Below are 15,407 nucleotides of genomic sequence, written 5' to 3'. Positions count from 1 at the left end.
GACGCGGCGGTGGTCATACTCGGCGCATGTCCGCTTCACCCGTTCGGTTCCGCGACTCGCGCAGCACGGTGTACGACTTCAGCGCGTCGCTGCTCGTCCGCTGCCCGCGCTGCGACCGCGTCGCCCACTTCGAGCGGCGGCCGGGCCGCACGCCCGACGCCCGTGGGGTGAGGTACCCGGAGCGGCGTCTGGTCTGCCGGTCCTGTGGTCTGAGCCGGATCGACACCGGCCCCGCCTGCCCGGCGGCGCGCGCGAGCCGAGCCTGCCACCGGCCGCCGCTGTGGCTGCGGGCCGGCACCAGGCACGGTGAGCTGTGGGCGTACAACCTCGAACACCTCGACCTCATCCGGCGGTTCGTCGCCGCCGACCTGCGGGAACGACCGCCCTGGGACGACACCGGAAGGAAGATGACGCTGGTCGCGCGGCTTCCCACCTGGATCAAGAGCGCCAAGAACCGCGCCGAGGTGCTGCGCACGATCGACCGTATGCGGGCGTCCGTCACGACAGGCTGAGGTCCAGCCGGTCGAGGGCCGCGGCCACGTCGGGCACGGGAGTGACGCCGTCCGGCAGCGGGGGGCGTCGTACGACCACGACGGGCAGCGCGAGGTCGCGGGCGGCCGTGAGTTTCGCCGCCGTCGCCGCTCCCCCGCTGTCCTTCGTGACCAGGACGTCGATCAGGTACTCGCGCAGGAGCCTGGTCTCGTCGGCCACGGTGAACGGGCCGCGCCCCAGCAGTACTTCGGTGTGCGGCGGCAGGGGCGGCTCGGGCGGTTCCACCGAGCGTACGACGAAGTGCAGGTCGCCCAGGTGCGCGAAGGCCGCGAGGCCCAGACGTCCGGTGGTCAGGAAGATCCGGCAGCCGAGGCGGGGCAGCAGGCCGGCGGCGGCGGCCAGGGACGGGACGGGGTGCCAGTGGTCGCCGGGGGCGGCCCGCCAGCCGGGTCGGCGCAGCACGACGGCGGGCACTCCGGTGGCCGCCGCGGCCCGCGCGGCGTTCGCTGTGATCGTCCCGGCGAACGGGTGCGTGGCGTCGACCAGCGCGTCCACCCGCTGCTCGCGCAGCCACTCGGCGAGCCCCTCGGCCCCGCCGAACCCGCCGACCCGTACATCCCCGGCCAGGGCGCCCGGCCGGCTCACCCGCCCGGCGAGCGAGGTGGTGACGCGTACGCCGGGCCGTGCCGCGAGGACGGCGGCCAGTTCGCGGGCCTCGGTGGTGCCGCCCAGGACGAGGACGTGGGGGGACATGGGAGGCAGCGTACGAGACGGGCGGGGGACGCGGAACGGCCGCCCGGCGCTGGTGCCGGACGGCCGTCCTGTGCGGGAGATCCGCGTCAGCCCTGGCGGGCCTTGAAGCGCGGCTCCTTCTTGTTGATCACGTAGACCACACCGCGTCGGCGCACCACCTGGGCGCCGGGCCTGGCCTTCAGGGAACGCAGGGACTTGCGCACCTTCATGGGGCTGTCCTCCTCGTGTCGCTCGTCGGGCGCGTCAGGCGCGGGCCGCGGCGGTACGGCCGTAGCGGCGCTCGAAGCGTTCGACTCGGCCGGCGCTGTCCAGGACGCGCGCCCTGCCGGTGTAGAAGGGGTGGGACGCCGACGAGATCTCGACGTCGATCAGGGGGTAGGTGTTGCCGTCCTCCCACTCGATCGTCCGGGACGAGTCGGCGGTGGAACGGGTCAGGAACGCGGCGTCCGCGGCGCGGTCGCGGAAGACCACGAGCCGGGAGTCGGGATTGCGGGGCTTCACGGGGTTACCTCCTCGGGAACCGCGGGCCCGACGGTGCGGGCCCGCTCCGGCTGGTTCAGCGCTCCTCGCGGAACTCGACGTGCGCGCCGGCCACCGGGTCGTACTTGCGCAGGACGAGCCGGTCGGGGTCGTTCCTGCGGTTCTTGCGGGTCACGTAGGTGACACCGGTTCCGGCCGTCGACTTCAGCTTGACGACGGGGCGCGCGGTGCTGCGTGCCATGAGGTCCTCCCTTCACCCATGCCCCGGATCTTTGATCCAGGCATGTCAATCACATGCGGTGTAACAGCACGGCCCCCCGCCGCATTCCCGGGTCAGCGCAGGAGCAGCTGGAGACCGCCGACGACCGTCGCCGCGATCACCAGTTGCTCGAAAAGGCGCTGGTTGATGCGGTTCACAGCCCATTTGCCGATCAACGCGCCGGGCACGACGAACACGGCGAGCGCGGCGTCCAGGAGCAGCGAGTGGCCGTCGATCAGGCCGAGGCCGGCGCTGAAGGGGACCTTGGAGACGTTGACGATCAGGAAGAAGAACGCCGACGTACCCAGGAAGCCCAGCTTGCGGAAGCCGGCGGAGAGCAGGTACATCGACATCACCGGGCCGCCCGCGTTGGCGACCATCGTGGTGAAGCCGCCGAGGACGCCGTAGGAGCGGGCCTTGAGACGGCCGGTCCGGGTGGTCACCGAGTCCGGTTCCTCCTCGCTCTCCGCCGTGCGCCGCCGCCACACCGTCACCCCCGCCATGAGCAGCAGGATCGCGCCGATCGATGTCCGTACGACCTGGTCGTCGGCCCACACCAGGAACAGCGTGCCGACGACCACGCCCGCGGCGACCGCCGGGAACAGACGCCAGAGGGTGGGCCAGTGGGCGTGCCGGCGGTAGGTGAGGACGGCCAGGACGTCGCCGACGATCAGGATGGGCAGCAGGACGCCGGTGGAGGCCCGGGCGGGAAGCACCGCGGCGAAGATCGCGAGGCTGACCGTGTTGGCGCCGCTCACGGCGGTCTTGGAGAAGCCGACGAGGAGGGCGGCGCAGGCGAGGGCGGCGAACCCCCAGCCGGATATGTGCCAGAGCGTCATCGTGTTCATGCGGGGACCGATGCTATGTGCAGACAACCGGTGCGGTAAGTACCGTCTCGCGGGTTGGCACCCGACGTTCGGTGCCGCCGGCGAGGACGAACCCCCGCCCAGTCAGCTGGAGGAGACATGGCCGATGCCCGCGAGCACGTCCTGGCCGGGAGCCGGGGCGCCCTCGTCGCCCGTGAGTGGCCCCATCAGCGGCCCCATGATCGGCCCCATGAGTCCCATGATCGGCCGCGGTACCTGGCGCTGATCGCGCACGGCTACGGGGAACACATCGGGCGGTACGAGGAGCCGGCCCGGGTGCTCGTGCGGCACGGGGCCGCCGTCTTCGGACCCGATCATCTCGGGCACGGGAAGTCGGCCGGGGAGCGGGTTCTGGTCGAGGACTTCGAGGACGTCGTCGGTGACCTGCACGCGGTGGCCGAGCTGGCCCGGGGCGCGTACCCCGGGCTGCCCCTCGTGCTGGTCGGGCACTCGATGGGCGGGCTGATCGCCGCCCGGTACGCCCAGCGGTACGGCGACGAGCTCGCCGCCCTCGTGCTGTCCGGGCCGGTGATCGGGGCCTGGGAGCTGCCGGGGCGGCTGCTGGCGCTCGACGAGATCCCGGACAAGCCGATCAGTCCGGCCGCGCTGTCCCGGGACCCGGCGGTGGGGGCGGCGTACGCGGCGGATCCCCTGGTGTGGCACGGGCCGATGAAGCGGCCGACCGTGGAGGCGTTCGCGCGCACGCTCCAGCGGGTGGCCGAGGGCGGTGACGTCGGCCGGCTGCCGGTGCTGTGGCTGCACGGCGACGACGACCGGCTGGTGCCGCTCGCCGGGAGCCGGGTCGGGGTCGAGCGGCTGAGCGGCGGCGACCTCACCGAGCGGGTCTTCCCCGGCGCCCGCCACGAGGTGTTCCACGAGACGGACAAGGCCGAGGTCTTCGCTGAGCTGGTCCGCTTCCTGGACGGCGTGATCAAGAGTTGAGACGGACATACGTGGCGTTTGCTGCGCATGCCCCGGGGCACCCGCGCCCGCATGGAGTGGTTGCGCAGGGCGGCCTGCGTGGGTGAGGACCCCGAGCTGTTCTTCCCCGTCGGCACCGAAGGACCGGCGCTGCGGGACATCGCCGCCGCCAAACGGGTCTGCGCCCGCTGCCCGGTGGCCGTCGAGTGCCTCGACTACGCGCTCGGCAGCGGGCAGCTCTCGGGGGTCTGGGGCGGCACCTGCGAGGACGAACGCGTCGCGCTGCTCCGTACCGGCACGACCGACGCCAGAAGGAGAAGCACCGTATGACCGTGGTGAAGAGCACGCTGCCCGAGCCGGCCCGCGAGGTCGCCGGTGAGGCGCTGCAGAGCACACTCGTCGATCTCCTCGGGCTCTCACTGATCGCCAAGCAGGCGCACTGGAACATCGTGGGCCCGCGCTTCCGTTCGATCCATCTGCAGCTCGACGAGGTCGTGGACACGGCCCGCACCTACGCCGACACGGTGGCGGAGCGGTCCGCCGCCCTGGGCCTGCCGCCCGACGGCCGGCCGGAGACGATCGCCGCGTCCTACACGCTGCCGGGGTCCAAGGACGGCTGGCAGCGCGACACCGAGGTCGTGCAGCTCGTCGTCGAGTCGCTGGAAGCGGCCATCGGACGGCTGCGTGAGCGGATCACCGCGACCGAGGAGCCGGATCCGGTCACCCAGGACCTGCTGATCGCCATCACCGCCGACCTGGAGAAGCAGCGGTGGATGTTCGCGGCCGAGAACTTCCCCCGCGAGAACTGAGCGGACGCGGCCGAACACGTACGTACGGAAAGGGGACGTGATGACCGACGCCCTCGAACTCGACGCGCTGTGGGAGGACTTCCACCGCGTGGTGAACATGACCTCACAGGAACTCGCCGCCTGGCTGCGGGTGAGCGACGCCGACGAGACCACCGAACCGCTGCCCGAGCACGCGGGTTCGCCGACCGGACAGCACGTCCTCGCGATCCTGCAGAAGCGGCGCACCGACCTCACCGAGGACGACATCCAGGTGATGTACGAGGTGGTGGACACGGTGACCGCGCAGACGGACGTGGAGAACGAGCCGGAGCCGGAGGACACCCGGCGCCGGCACCTGCTGATGTCGCTCGGTCACGACCCGCTCAGGCCATGACCGACCAACGGCGCCTGGTGCGGGAGCTGGTGGGCGCGCACGGGCGGACGTTCGCCGAGGAGGCGGGCATCACGCTGCGGGACACCCCGCAGCCGCTGTACCGGCTGCTGGTTCTGGCGCTGCTGCTCAGCGCCCGTATCCGCGGGTCGATCGCCGTCGCCACGGCCCGGGAGCTGTCCCGGGCCGGGCTGCGCGATCCGCGGCGGACCGCCGAGGCCGACTGGCAGGAGCGGGTCGACGCGCTGGGCCGGGGCGGCTACCGGCGCTACGACGAGCGCACCGCCACCCAACTCGGCGACGGAGCAGAGCTGTTGCTCGACCGGTGGGGCGGTGATCTGCGCCGGATGCGCGAGGAGGCGGACGGCGACGTCGGTGAACTGCGGCGGCTGCTGCGGGAGATACCCGGGATGGGGCCGGCCGGCGCGGACATCTTCCTGCGCGAGGTGCAGCGGGTGTGGCCGGAGGTGGGACCGTACCTGGACCGCAAGGCGCTCGACGGAGCGGAGCGGCTGGGGCTGCCGAAGGATCCCGCCCGGCTCGTGAAGCTCGCCGGGGACACCCAACCGGCCGTTCTGGCAGCCGCGTTGGTTCGGGCCGCGCTGGACAAGGAGGTGGCCGAAGACAGTCTCCGTCGCGCCGCGTGATCGTGCCAGACTGCTCGGACGTCCGTCGGACTACGCGAGCAGAGGAGCACAACCGGCGGGCGGTTGGCCCGCGCGGCCCGCTTGACCGGGAGCCGGCCGCAGCGCAGCCGGACGGCCATGGCGGCGCCCATCCGGCCGGTGCCGACCACGGCGACCGCCGGCCCGGTGCCGAACGCGGCGACCGCCGGCCCGGTGCGGGTCACGGAGACCGCCGGCTCGGTGCGGGCACGGCGGCTGTCGATGCGGTGCGGGCACGGCGGCTGTCGGTGCGGTGCCGGGCACGACGACCGCCGGTGCGGTGCGGGCACGGCGGCTGTCGGTGCGGTGCCGGGCACGGCGGCTGTCGGTGCGGTGCCGGGCACGGCGGCTGTCGGTGCGGTGCCGGGCACGGCGGCTGTCGGTGCGGTGCGGGCACGGCGGCTGTCGGTGCGGTGCGGGCACGGCGGCTGTCGGTGCGGTGCCGGGCACGGCGGCTGTCGGTGGGGGGCCGGTCATCCGAGCAGCCACCCACCGTCCACGCTCAACTCCACCGCGTTGACCGACCGGTTGCGCAGCAGGAAGTCGGCGGCGTCCACGACGTCCGCCATGGTGGCCAGCCGCCCGGTCGGGGTCTTGGCGCGCAGCGCGGCGAGCACCTCCTCGGGCTTGGCCTTCCAGTACGGGCTGTCGCCGACCACACCGGGGTGGATCGCGTTGACGCGGACGGGCGCCAGCTCGACGGCGAGGGTGTTGACCAGACCCCGTACGCCCGCGTTGACCGTGGCCACCGTCGTCGCGCCCGGATAGGGGCGCTCCTTGGCCTGGCCGCCGAAGATCACGATGGCGCTGTCGTCGGTCATCCGGGGCCGCACCACGTGCACGACCTCGGTGTAGCCGACCAGTTTGAGGGTGACCAGGCGCAGGGCCGCGGTGATGTCGTAGTCGGTGGCCCGGTTCTCGTCGCGGGAGACGCCCGCGAGGACCAGGTGGTCGACGCGGCCGACGTCGGCCAGCGCCTCGGCGATCTCGCGCGGCCGGGACAGGTCGAGGGCGAGACCGCGCGCGCCGGTCTCCTTCGCGACCGTGGCGGCCCGCTCGGCGTCCCGGCCGGTCAGGACGACCTCGTCACCCCGCTCGGCGCGGACCCGGGCGAACTCGCGGCCGATGCCCGACGTACCGCCCACGACGAGGACACTGCTCATGACTCCAGCGCCTCCCTCAGATACTCCCAGTCCCGGGTGAACCGGTACGAGTGGCGGGACGGTGGCTGCGGTGCCTGGGTCTCCAGCCAACGCAGCGGCCCCACACCGGTGTTGGAGAAGCCGTGCACACAACCGGCGCCCGCCCAGGCGCAGTCGCCGGGACCGAGCCGGTGGATCTCTCCGTCGAACACCGCCTCGGCCTCCCCCTCCAGGAAGAAGTACGTCTCCTCGAAGGGGTGGTCGTGCGTGCCGGCGACCCCGTCCGGGGCGTACTGGACCATGAACATCGTCGAGGCGACCGCGCCGAGGTCGCTGTCGACCATCATCTTCACGGTGATGCCGCTGTAGACGAGCAGGGCGGTGCGCATGCTCGCCGAGACCGCCAGGAGGTCCTGGGACTGCTTGCCCGGGTCCATCTGGGCGGGCTCGAAGTGGCCGAAGAGGCGGGTGCGCGGGTCGCGGACGTCGACGCGGACGGGGTCGCGCGCGGGCAGTTCCGGCACCGTCTGGGTGTCGTACCCGTAGCGGGCCCGTGGGACCGGCGCCAGCATGTCCGCCCAGCGGGCGACCGTGTCCCCGGCGCCGCGCCAGGCGTGCGGTACGCCGGTCGGCAGCAGTCCGTAGTCGCCCTCCTGAAGCAGGTACGAGCCCTCGGGCAGGTCGAGGATCACGGTCCCGTCGAGGAGGTGGAAGCTCTCCTCGTACGAGTGGACATGGGCCCGCACCCGGCCGCCGGGCCGCAGTTCGTTCAGCCCGAAGCCGGTGTGCACGCTGCCGTCCTCCTCGCCGACCAGCGTCGTCCGCCGGTGGTCGAGCCGGTCGAAGAGCGGTGTGGGCAGGTCGGCGGCCCGGCGCACCAAGTGCCGTGTCATGCCGTCTTCTTCGCCTCCTTCGCGGCCAGCAGCCGGTCACGGGACTCCTCGACCAGCCGCCGGGCCCGCGCCACGTCGGCCGTCAGCTTCCCGTCGCGCTTGCGGATCACGCCGTCGACCATGACCAGGTCGACGTTGGAGACATCGGCAGACAGGGTCACCGCGGCGGCCGGGTCGTGCACCGGCGCGACGTTCAGGGCGGTGGCGTCGAGGGCGACGACGTCGGCGCGCTTGCCGGGGGTCAGGGAACCGGTGCGGTGTTCCAGTCCCGCGACATGCGCGCCGTTGCTCGTCGCGATCTCCAGCATCTGACGTGCCGTCAACATCGTGCTCGGGACCGGCATGTTGGCCTGCCAGCAGTCCGCGTTGACCCGGGCCCGCTCGGCGCCGAAGGCCGCGCGGATCTGGGTGAACATGTCGCCGGGGACGGTGGTGACGACGTCGATGCTCAGGGAGGGCCGCAGGCCGTACTCGATCGCCTTCATCACGGGCGGCCAGCCGTGCCCCATCTGGGTCTCCACCTGCGGCGCGACGGACACCGTGCCGCCGCTGTCGGCGACCATCCGCCACTCGTCCTCGTGGAGGTAGCAGCAGTGGATGTAGGTGGTGTCCGGGCCGAGCAGACCGAGGTCGTTCAGCTGCTTCACCATGCCGAAGCGGCCGGCCAGGCGGCCCATCGCCACGTGCACGGTGATCGGGATGTCCAGTTCGCGGGCGAGGGCCCATTCGGAGGTGACGACGTCGTTCAGGCAGAAGCCGGGGCCGCGGGTGGCCAAGGCCATGGTGAGCAGGCCGTCGTCGGAGGCGAAGTACTTGGCGCGGATCCTTCGGACGTCGTCGCCCGGAATCGCGATCTTGCTCTCGAACCAGTACTCGGCGAGGGAGGTGTTGGCGCTGCCGTACGCGTACTGGGCCCGGATGCCGGACTCGGTGAGGGCCTGGACCGCCGCGTCCGGGTGCTCGGGGGTGTTGTTGATGTGGGACCAGTCGACGAGGGTGGTGATCCCGGCGTTGAGGCATTCCAGGGCGCCGGCGAGGTTGCCCGCGTACACGTCCTCGGGGGTGTAGAGCGGGGCGAAGGTGTCGAGGATGTCCACGAAGTAGTCGTCCAGGGTGGCGTCGGGGGCGACTCCCCGGATCGGCGCCTCCCAGGTGTGGCGGTGGGTGTCGACGAACCCGGGGATCACGATCCTGCCGGTCATGTCGAGCACCTCGGCGTCTGCGGTGATCGCCGGCTGTACGGCGGCGATCCTCCCGTCCTCGATGAGGACGTCCCCCCGCGGCAGATCCCCGACGTCCGGGTCCATCGAGATGACGTACCCGGCGCGAAGGAGTGTCCGATCGGTCATCGCGCTTCCTCCTCAGGAGTGTTCAGTACGCGGCGAGGCTCCGGACGGCCGCCACGACCTTGTCCACGGTGGGGATGACTTCTTCCTCCAGGGCGTCCGCGAACGGCAGCGGGACGCACTCCGCCGCGACCCGGCGCACCGGCGCGTCCAGCAGCCCGAACCCCTCGTCGGCGACGACCGACACGAGGGTCGCGCCCCAGCCGCCCTGGTACGGGTTCTCCTCGACGGTCATCAGCCGGGAGGTCTTTCCCAGGGAGGCGAGGACGGTGGCCGTGTCGAGCGGGATCAGACAGCGCAGGTCGACGACCTCGACGTCGATGCCCTCCTCGGCCAGCCGCGAGGCGGCCGTCAGGGTCACCGGCACCATCGAGGCGAGGGCGACCAGCGTGATGTCGGCGCCCTCGCGGACGACGGCCGCGCGGCCCAGCTCCACCACATGGCCGGGTGGCGGCGGGGCTCCCTTGCTCGCCAGCAACCCCTTGTGCTCGAAGAACACCACCGGGTCGTCGCTGCGGATCGCGGCCGCCATCATGCCGATGACGTCCGCGGGGGTGGCCGGGGCCGCGATCTTCAGGCCGGGGACGGTCAGCGCCCAGTTCTCGGTGGCCTGGGAGTGCTGCGCGCCGAAGCCGAGGCCGCCGCCGTTGGCGGTGCGCACGACGAGCGGGACCGTGACCTGACCGCCCGTCATGTACCGCACCTTCGGTATCTCGTTGACGAGGTAGTCCCAGCAACAGGCCAGGAAGTCCGAGAACATGATCTCGGCGACCGGCCGCATCCCGGTCATCGCGGCGCCCATCGCCGCGCCCACGATGGCCTGTTCGGAGATCGGCGTGTCCCACACCCGCTCGGGCCCGAACTCCTTCAGCAGTCCGACGGTCGTCTTGAACACCCCGCCCGCCTCGGCGATGTCCTCCCCGAGGCAGACCACGGCCGGGTCCCGGCGCATCTCGCGGGCGATGCCCTCGGCGACGGCCTCCCGGTAGGTGATCACGTCCGCCATGCCGCACCTCCGTCCGCCCACACGTCGGTCAGCGCCTCGCGCGGATCGGGCGGCGGCGCGTTCTTCGCCGCGTCGACCGCCCGCTGTACGGCGTCACGGGCGCGTTCGTCGGCGGCGGTGAGCGTCTCCTTGTCCACGCCCAGCTCCGCGAGCCGTCCGCGCGCCAGGTCCAACGGGTCGTGCCCCAGCCAGCGTTCGACCTCCTCGGCCGGGCGGTAGGTGGCCGGGTCGGCGCGGCTGTGCCCGAAGTGCCGGTAGGTCTCGGCCTCGACGATCGCGGGCCCGTCTCCCGCACGGGCCCGCTCGGCGAGGGCGGCCACGGTCTCCCGGACGGCGACGACGTCGTTGCCGTCGACGACCTCGCCGGGGACGCCGTAGGCGGGCGCCCGGTCGGCCGCGGGGCGGGGCACGGCCGTGACGTCGGCGATCGGCGTGTACTCCATGTACAGGTTGTTCTCGCAGACGAACAGCACCGGCAGCTTCCACACGGCGGCCAGGTTGAGCGCCTCGTGGAAGGCGCCGATGTTGGTGGCGCCGTCGCCGAAGAAGGCGACCGCGAGCTGTCCGGTGCCCCGCAGCCGGGCCGACCAGGCGGCGCCGACGGCCATGGGGAGGTGGGCGCCGACGATGGCGTAGGAGCCGAGCATGTTCGCGGACGCCTTGGTGAGGTGCATCGAGCCGCCCTTGGCACCGCACAGCCCGGTGGCGCGGCTCATGAGTTCGGCGAGGCACTCCTCCGGGGTGGCGCCGCGGGCCATGGCGTGGTGGTGGCCGCGGTAGGTGGCGAAGACGTAGTCGTCGGGGCGCAAGGCGGCACTCGCTCCGACGGCGATCGCCTCGTGCCCGGCGGCCAGATGGGTGGTGCCCTTGACCAGGCCGGACATGAACAGGTCGTGCGCGGCCTTCTCCGTACGGCGGATGAGGGCCATCCGCTCGTACAGCGCGAGGAGTTCGGTCGCTTCCATCATTCGGTCGCTTCCATCATTCGGTCGCTTCCATCATTCGGTCGCTTCCATCCATCGGTCGCAAACATCATCCGGTCGCTTCCATCAGTGGTCCCCGGTGTTGAGATGGGACTGGGACTCGCGCCGGGTGTTCAGCTCGCCGCCGACCGTCCAGTACTTGCGGCCCGCGACGAGCAGTTCCTCGGCCGGGAACTTGGTGATGACCTCGCAGCCGTCCGCGGTGACGACCAGCTCCTCCTCGATCCGGGCCGCGGACCAGCCGTCGGCGGCCGGCCAGTAGGTCTCCAGGGCGAACACCATGCCCTCCTCGAGGACTTCGGGGTGGTCGAGGGAGACCAGCCGGCTGAAGATGGGCTTCTCCCAGATCGACAGGCCGACCCCGTGGCCGTACTGCAGCGCGAACGCGGCGGTCTCGTCGGCGAAGCCGAACTCCTCGGCGCGCGGCCAGACCTGGACGATGTCGGCGGTGGTGGCCCCGGGGCGGACGAGGGCGATGGCCTGGTCCATGTAGGCGCGGCAGCGGACGTAGGCGTCGCGTTGGGCGCGGGAGGCGCTGCCGACGGCGAAGGTGCGGTAGTAGCAGGTGCGGTAGCCGAGGTGGCTGTGCAGGATGTCGAAGAAGGCGGGGTCGCCGGGGCGGATCAGCCGGTCGCTGTAGACGTGCGGGTGGGGCGAACAGCGCTCGCCGGAGATGGCGTTGACACCTTCGACGTACTCGCTGCCGAGGTCGTACAGCACCTTGCTCACCAGTCCGACGCACTCGTTCTCCCGCACCCCGGGGCGCAGATACCCGTACAGCTCCTCATAGGCCGCGTCGACCATCGCGCAGGCCTGGGTGAGCAGGGAGATCTCATCGCCGGTCTTGGTGCGGCGGGCCTCCAGGAAGATCTGCTGGCCGTCGACGACGTCGATGCCCTCGGCGCGCAGGGCGGCGAGGACCGGCATCTCGGCGACGTCGATGCCGAGCGGCTCGTCCGCGAGGCCGTGATCGCGCAGCTCGGTGGCGATCTTGCGGGCCACGTCCTCGGCGATCCCGGCGTCCGGGTGGAAGGCGCCGCGCAGGGTGGAGATCCCGGCCCGGGCGCCGCTGGGCGGCCCGCCCTTGCCGTCGCTGTAGTCCAGCCACGGGTTGTAGAGCTGGTGGTGGCGGGCCGCCGAGCCGAAGTCCCAGACGACCGGCTCGCCGCCGCGCACCAGCAGGGCGAAGCGGATCAGCTTGTCCATCGCCCAGGTGCCGATGTGCGTGGCGGTCATGTAGCGGATGTTGGCGAAGTCGAAACTGAGCACGGCACCGAGCGAGGAGCGGTTCAGGGTGTCGTTGAGCCGGGCCAGGCGCTGCCTGCGCAGCCGGTCCAGGTCGATGCGCTCTTCCCAGTCGACGGCATTGGGTCCATATGTGCGGATCGCCATGGCGACCACCCCCACTGGGGAGTAGACGACCGCCGCCTGCGACTGTCAAGTGTTACTGAACACCCTGGTTACTGAACACCCTGGCTGAACACGAACCAGACGCCGACGGCCGGCTCAGCTCCATCATTGCGGTAGCGGTGCGGGGTCGTCGACTCGAAGCAGACGGCGTCGCCGGGACGCAGGGCGTGCTCGTCGAAGCCGAGGGTCAGGACGAGCTCGCCGGAGACGAGATAGCCGTACTCGGTCCCGGCGTGCCGCATCAGACCGCCGGAGCTGGAGGAGGAACCGCCGGGCCGGTAGGTCACCCGCAGGAAGTCCACGTCGGTGCCGGGGACATGGCCGAGGCGCTCCCACACCACGCCCGAGTCCAGCTCCAGCGTCTCGCGCTCATCGCCGGTGACCAGCGGGCCGATGCGGCGGCCGGGGTCGGCGGCGAAGGCGGCGAGGGCGTGCAGGACGGTGGCGGGGGCGCCCGACGCGGTCGCCGCCGGGGCGAGGGCGCCCTGGTCCTCGTACGCGTCGAAGAGCGACTCGACGGAGATCGACAGTGCGGTGGTGATGGCGTAGAGCGTGCTCACCGAGGGCTGGCTCTTGCCGGTCTCGATCTGGGAGACGAGGCTGGCGGAGACGCCGATCTCCCGCGCGAGGGCCCGCAGGCTGACGCCCTTGGCCAGGCGTGCCTGCCGGATGCGCGCCCCGACGGGCGGCACGGCGGCGGGGGACACGGCGGCTCCTCTCAGGCGCGGAATGTGCAGCACCATTGAACAGCCCCGGCCGCACACGGCACCAGGGGCAACCGTTCCCTCCGCGGGGATCGGCCGCTCGGTTGAGCGGTGGAACGGCAACGGTGGCCGGTACCACCCGCTGCCATGACCGTCCCCACCCCGTACGGCGCCCGGCGGATCAGCCGTTCGAGCGGATCAGCCCGGTCAGGTACCGCCACAGCGAGGACCGCCGCTTGGCCGCCTGGTCCGGTACCGGAGGTGCGTCGGGGACGTCCGGGACTGGGGTCGGCGGCGCTGCCGGCACCGGCCCGGCGAGTTCGTAGCGCACCGGCAGGGAGCGCAGGCCGCGCATGAACGGCGAGGAGCGCCACGGGAGTTGGTCGACCGGCAGGGCGAGTTCCAGATGGTCGAAGCGTTCGAAGACACGGCTCACTCCGGCCATCGCGATGGTGGAGGCCAGCTCGCGGGCGGGGCACTGGCGGCGTCCGGCGCCCCAGGAGAGATGGGCCCGGCTGCTGATGCTGGAGCCCGTGGTCATCTGCCCGGCGAACAGCGGGTCGGCGTGCGCGGCGGCGGAGGACACCCACACGGGGTCCCCGGCGCGGATCGTGTACTTGCCGAGCCGGGTGTCCTCGGCGGCGAACCGCGGTACGAAGTTGACCAGCGGCGGCTTGCGCATGACCACCCGGTTCATGGTCTCGCGGACCATCCCCGCGGACAGCGCGGTGCGCACCCCGCCCTCCCGGTCGCCGGAGATCACCTCGACGACGGTGTTGGAGATGAGGATGCCGACGTGGTCGGAGGTCATGCCGAGCAGCATGAACAGTTCCCGGGCCAGCGCGTCGACCGGGAGGTCGGGATGGGCGGCGACCAGGAGGGAGGGGAAGTCGTCGCCCGGCTTGTCGATCTTGGCGGCGGCGAGGTCGCCGAGGGTCACCAGCAGGCGTTCCAGGGCGGGTTCGGCGTCCGGTCCCGCGTCGAGGACCCGCCACATGTCCATCAGGGCGTCGTCGCCCTGGGAGCCGGGGAAGCCCAGCAGATGGCTCGCCGCCATCAGCGGCAGCGGGCGGGAGAACTGCGCCGAGAGATCCGCGTGGCCGGTGCGGCCGCCCTGCGCGAGGAGGCTGATCAGCTCGTCGGCGTAGCCCGTGACGGCGTTCCTCAGGCGCTTGGCCTGCGGCTGGCGCGGGTCTTGGAACGGGCGCAGGGCGGCGTCCCAGGCGGAGCGGAGGGCGGGATAGGCGGGGCCGCCCTGGATCAGGACGTGGTTGACCTCCAGGGAGGGGCCCAGCGGCCAGTCGGCGGGCACCTGGCCCTCGGAGCGGGCGCGCCAGTTCTCCAGCCCCTTGGGCCAGGCGGCGTCGTCCTGGAGCACTTCGAGCGACTCGCGGTAGCCGAGCACCAGCCAGGCGGGCACCCCCAGCAGGTCGACCGGGGCGACCGGGCCGTGCAGGTCGCGCAGCCGCTCGTAGACGAGCGCGGGCCGGGTCTCGTAGTCCCGGGTCAGCAGCGGCTGCGGGGCGAGCTCCTCGAGCCGCGCCTCGCCCGAGGCCGCGCCGCCTATGTCGACCAGGTGGGATTCCATGGCTCCGTGGCCCCCTTTACGACTGTCGCCCGTGGACCGCAGGGACCCTACCTCACGTGTCCCGTCCGTCACAGGGTGGGGGTACTCGCCGGTAGCCCGGGCGTTTTCAGCCCCGTTCGCCCTTCCCCGCCATCAACCGCTCCAGCCGGTCGAAGCGTTCGTGCAGGGCGTGGGCGGTCTGCTCGCCCAACTCCTCGGCGCTGCGGGCGAGATGGTGACGCCGCTGCTGTTCCCGGCCGACGAACCAGGTGGCCAGGGCGGCGGTGACCATGCCGTACGTGGTGATGCCGACGATCATCACGACGGCGGCGATGATCCGGCCGCCGAGGGTCACGGGGTAGAAGTCGCCGTATCCGACGGTCGTCGCCGTCTCGATCGACCACCACAGCGCCTGCGGGTACGTCCTCAGGTTGGCGCGCCGCGCGCCGTCCTCGGCGGCGACGACGGCCCAGGAGCCGACCAGCATCACCACCGCGAGCACGACCGTGGCGCCACCGGCCGCCCTCAGGTGCAGCGAGCGGCCCTGGTGGCCGAGCAGCAACTGGACCGCGCGGGCGAGGAATCCGGGAAGCACGCATCACTCCGTGGGAGGGGTCGGCATGGGGTCAGTGTCATCGCGCGCGGATGTCCGGGCATGCGGGGCGCGGCGTTCGGGTTGCAGCGGACGCCACTCACCCCCCGGCCCGGTGCGCGCGTGCGCGGCGGGCCGCACCCACCCAC

General features: G+C 72.3%; 20 protein-coding genes. 6 read left to right on the top strand and 14 right to left on the bottom strand.

Annotation, left to right across the window (positions count from 1 at the left end; genetic code table 11):
• Positions 1-26: 26 nt before the first annotated feature.
• Positions 27-512, top strand: a complete 486-nt coding sequence (locus GRC12_RS06105; protein WP_208778035.1) for a hypothetical protein — start codon at positions 27-29, stop codon at positions 510-512.
• On the opposite strand, the gene GRC12_RS06100 is transcribed toward GRC12_RS06105, so the two are convergent.
• From GRC12_RS06100 to GRC12_RS06080, 5 genes are all read right to left on the bottom strand, one after another.
• Positions 499-1,245 (bottom strand): cobalt-precorrin-6A reductase, encoded by a 747-nt coding sequence (locus GRC12_RS06100; RefSeq protein ID WP_208778034.1) that lies wholly within the window; start codon positions 1,243-1,245, stop codon positions 499-501. The two genes, GRC12_RS06105 and GRC12_RS06100, sit on opposite strands and share 14 nt — an antisense overlap.
• A gap of 86 nt (positions 1,246-1,331) precedes the next feature.
• A complete protein-coding gene (gene ykgO / locus GRC12_RS06095) occupies positions 1,332-1,454 on the bottom strand; it encodes a type B 50S ribosomal protein L36 (protein ID WP_133048039.1) in 123 nt (40 codons plus the stop codon).
• A 34-nt stretch (positions 1,455-1,488) separates the two neighbouring features.
• Entirely contained in the window at positions 1,489-1,746 is a 258-nt protein-coding gene (locus tag GRC12_RS06090; RefSeq protein WP_208778033.1) for a type B 50S ribosomal protein L31, read from the bottom strand.
• Positions 1,747-1,801: 55 nt separating this feature from the next.
• Positions 1,802-1,966, bottom strand: a complete 165-nt coding sequence (gene rpmG, locus GRC12_RS06085; protein ID WP_133048041.1) for a 50S ribosomal protein L33 — start codon at positions 1,964-1,966, stop codon at positions 1,802-1,804.
• Positions 1,967-2,058: 92 nt separating this feature from the next.
• Positions 2,059-2,832, bottom strand: coding sequence for a sulfite exporter TauE/SafE family protein (locus GRC12_RS06080; RefSeq protein WP_208778032.1), 774 nt, complete (start codon positions 2,830-2,832; stop codon positions 2,059-2,061).
• Between the two features lie 117 nt (positions 2,833-2,949).
• Here GRC12_RS06080 and GRC12_RS06075 point away from each other — a divergent pair, with 117 nt between their 5' ends.
• The 5 genes from GRC12_RS06075 to GRC12_RS06055 are packed head-to-tail and all read left to right on the top strand — an operon-like array spanning position 2,950 to position 5,597.
• Positions 2,950-3,792 (top strand): alpha/beta hydrolase, encoded by an 843-nt coding sequence (locus tag GRC12_RS06075; protein ID WP_208778031.1) that lies wholly within the window; start codon positions 2,950-2,952, stop codon positions 3,790-3,792.
• Positions 3,793-3,819: 27 nt separating this feature from the next.
• Entirely contained in the window at positions 3,820-4,101 is a 282-nt protein-coding gene (locus GRC12_RS06070; protein ID WP_280117429.1) for a WhiB family transcriptional regulator, read from the top strand.
• Positions 4,098-4,580: a Dps family protein gene (locus GRC12_RS06065; RefSeq protein WP_208778030.1), complete on the top strand. Its 483-nt coding sequence runs from the start codon at positions 4,098-4,100 to the stop codon at positions 4,578-4,580. The genes GRC12_RS06070 and GRC12_RS06065 overlap by 4 nt, the downstream gene beginning before the upstream one ends.
• A gap of 40 nt (positions 4,581-4,620) precedes the next feature.
• Positions 4,621-4,953: a DUF3140 domain-containing protein gene (locus GRC12_RS06060; protein ID WP_208778029.1), complete on the top strand. Its 333-nt coding sequence runs from the start codon at positions 4,621-4,623 to the stop codon at positions 4,951-4,953.
• The gene (locus tag GRC12_RS06055) at positions 4,950-5,597 is read left to right on the top strand and encodes an endonuclease (RefSeq protein ID WP_208778028.1); all 648 of its coding nucleotides are present in this window, start codon (positions 4,950-4,952) and stop codon (positions 5,595-5,597) included. Before GRC12_RS06060 ends, GRC12_RS06055 begins: the two co-directional genes overlap by 4 nt.
• A 491-nt stretch (positions 5,598-6,088) precedes the next feature.
• Here GRC12_RS06055 and GRC12_RS06050 read toward each other — a convergent pair whose 3' ends face one another.
• The 9 genes from GRC12_RS06050 to GRC12_RS06010 all read right to left on the bottom strand — a co-directional run bounded on the left by GRC12_RS06050 (position 6,089) and on the right by GRC12_RS06010 (position 15,261).
• A complete protein-coding gene (locus GRC12_RS06050) occupies positions 6,089-6,778 on the bottom strand; it encodes an SDR family NAD(P)-dependent oxidoreductase (protein WP_208778027.1) in 690 nt (229 codons plus the stop codon).
• A complete protein-coding gene (locus GRC12_RS06045; protein ID WP_208778026.1) occupies positions 6,775-7,650 on the bottom strand; it encodes a cupin domain-containing protein in 876 nt (291 codons plus the stop codon). Before GRC12_RS06045 ends, GRC12_RS06050 begins: the two co-directional genes overlap by 4 nt.
• Positions 7,647-8,999, bottom strand: a complete 1,353-nt coding sequence (locus GRC12_RS06040) for an amidohydrolase family protein (protein WP_208778025.1) — start codon at positions 8,997-8,999, stop codon at positions 7,647-7,649. Before GRC12_RS06040 ends, GRC12_RS06045 begins: the two co-directional genes overlap by 4 nt.
• A 22-nt stretch (positions 9,000-9,021) precedes the next feature.
• Positions 9,022-10,002 carry an alpha-ketoacid dehydrogenase subunit beta gene (locus GRC12_RS06035; RefSeq protein WP_208778024.1) on the bottom strand — a complete coding sequence of 327 codons (981 nt, stop codon included), beginning with the start codon at positions 10,000-10,002 and terminating at the stop codon, positions 9,022-9,024.
• Positions 9,990-10,967: a thiamine pyrophosphate-dependent dehydrogenase E1 component subunit alpha gene (locus GRC12_RS06030; protein WP_208778067.1), complete on the bottom strand. Its 978-nt coding sequence runs from the start codon at positions 10,965-10,967 to the stop codon at positions 9,990-9,992. The genes GRC12_RS06035 and GRC12_RS06030 overlap by 13 nt, the downstream gene beginning before the upstream one ends.
• Before the next feature lie 84 nt (positions 10,968-11,051).
• Positions 11,052-12,377 carry a M24 family metallopeptidase gene (locus tag GRC12_RS06025; RefSeq protein ID WP_208778023.1) on the bottom strand — a complete coding sequence of 442 codons (1,326 nt, stop codon included), beginning with the start codon at positions 12,375-12,377 and terminating at the stop codon, positions 11,052-11,054.
• Positions 12,378-12,445: 68 nt separating this feature from the next.
• Positions 12,446-13,102, bottom strand: a complete 657-nt coding sequence (locus tag GRC12_RS06020) for a helix-turn-helix domain-containing protein (protein WP_208778022.1) — start codon at positions 13,100-13,102, stop codon at positions 12,446-12,448.
• Between the two features lie 178 nt (positions 13,103-13,280).
• Entirely contained in the window at positions 13,281-14,687 is a 1,407-nt protein-coding gene (locus tag GRC12_RS06015) for a cytochrome P450 (protein WP_208778021.1), read from the bottom strand.
• Between the two features lie 106 nt (positions 14,688-14,793).
• A complete protein-coding gene (locus GRC12_RS06010; protein ID WP_208778020.1) occupies positions 14,794-15,261 on the bottom strand; it encodes a potassium channel family protein in 468 nt (155 codons plus the stop codon).
• Positions 15,262-15,407 lie beyond the last annotated feature (146 nt).

The sequence above is a fragment of the Streptomyces griseorubiginosus genome, from assembly GCF_017614965.1.
GTDB lineage: Bacteria > Actinomycetota > Actinomycetes > Streptomycetales > Streptomycetaceae > Streptomyces > Streptomyces griseorubiginosus_B.
This window is presented reverse-complemented; position numbering and strand designations above follow the sequence as displayed.

Coding starts and splice junctions, on each gene's coding strand:
- GRC12_RS06030 (WP_208778067.1), bottom strand. CDS start 10,967: ATGGAAGCGACCGAACTCCTCGCGCTGTACGAGCGGATGGCCCTCATC.
- GRC12_RS06040 (WP_208778025.1), bottom strand. CDS start 8,999: ATGACCGATCGGACACTCCTTCGCGCCGGGTACGTCATCTCGATGGAC.
- GRC12_RS06070 (WP_280117429.1), top strand. CDS start 3,820: ATGCCCCGGGGCACCCGCGCCCGCATGGAGTGGTTGCGCAGGGCGGCC.
- ykgO (WP_133048039.1), bottom strand. CDS start 1,454: ATGAAGGTGCGCAAGTCCCTGCGTTCCCTGAAGGCCAGGCCCGGCGCC.
- GRC12_RS06060 (WP_208778029.1), top strand. CDS start 4,621: ATGACCGACGCCCTCGAACTCGACGCGCTGTGGGAGGACTTCCACCGC.
- rpmG (WP_133048041.1), bottom strand. CDS start 1,966: ATGGCACGCAGCACCGCGCGCCCCGTCGTCAAGCTGAAGTCGACGGCC.
- GRC12_RS06055 (WP_208778028.1), top strand. CDS start 4,950: ATGACCGACCAACGGCGCCTGGTGCGGGAGCTGGTGGGCGCGCACGGG.
- GRC12_RS06035 (WP_208778024.1), bottom strand. CDS start 10,002: ATGGCGGACGTGATCACCTACCGGGAGGCCGTCGCCGAGGGCATCGCC.
- GRC12_RS06025 (WP_208778023.1), bottom strand. CDS start 12,377: ATGGCGATCCGCACATATGGACCCAATGCCGTCGACTGGGAAGAGCGC.
- GRC12_RS06050 (WP_208778027.1), bottom strand. CDS start 6,778: ATGAGCAGTGTCCTCGTCGTGGGCGGTACGTCGGGCATCGGCCGCGAG.
- GRC12_RS06100 (WP_208778034.1), bottom strand. CDS start 1,245: ATGTCCCCCCACGTCCTCGTCCTGGGCGGCACCACCGAGGCCCGCGAA.
- GRC12_RS06045 (WP_208778026.1), bottom strand. CDS start 7,650: ATGACACGGCACTTGGTGCGCCGGGCCGCCGACCTGCCCACACCGCTC.
- GRC12_RS06105 (WP_208778035.1), top strand. CDS start 27: ATGTCCGCTTCACCCGTTCGGTTCCGCGACTCGCGCAGCACGGTGTAC.
- GRC12_RS06015 (WP_208778021.1), bottom strand. CDS start 14,687: ATGGAATCCCACCTGGTCGACATAGGCGGCGCGGCCTCGGGCGAGGCG.
- GRC12_RS06065 (WP_208778030.1), top strand. CDS start 4,098: ATGACCGTGGTGAAGAGCACGCTGCCCGAGCCGGCCCGCGAGGTCGCC.
- GRC12_RS06080 (WP_208778032.1), bottom strand. CDS start 2,832: ATGAACACGATGACGCTCTGGCACATATCCGGCTGGGGGTTCGCCGCC.
- GRC12_RS06075 (WP_208778031.1), top strand. CDS start 2,950: ATGGCCGATGCCCGCGAGCACGTCCTGGCCGGGAGCCGGGGCGCCCTC.